Source organism: Acidisphaera rubrifaciens HS-AP3 (assembly GCF_000964365.1).
Classification (GTDB): domain Bacteria; phylum Pseudomonadota; class Alphaproteobacteria; order Acetobacterales; family Acetobacteraceae; genus Acidisphaera; species Acidisphaera rubrifaciens.
The window spans coordinates 1-205 of the sequence record NZ_BANB01001136.1 but is presented as its reverse complement, the minus strand read 5'-3'; the positions used below and the strand labels follow the sequence as shown (position 1 = coordinate 205).

At 72.7% G+C, this 205-nt stretch carries 1 pseudogene; it reads right to left on the bottom strand.

Going from position 1 to position 205, the window contains the following annotated elements:
- A pseudogene (locus B8460_RS22690) lies at positions 1–205 on the bottom strand (hypothetical protein); the annotation flags it as partial.

Genomic DNA, 205 nt, shown 5'->3' with positions numbered 1-205 from the left:
GGCCGAGGCGGGCGAACAGCCCGGCGGCGCCGAGCTGCGCCCATAGGAAGCCGCCGAGACCGACCAGGGTCGCGAACACGCCGATCGCGAACGGAATGGCATAGCCGCTGTCCGGCTGGCGGGCGATCAGGATGCACAGGCCGATGACGGCGAAGACGAGCTGCGCCAGCACCTCGGCCGTCGCGTCCACGACGGTCGTGGCCGC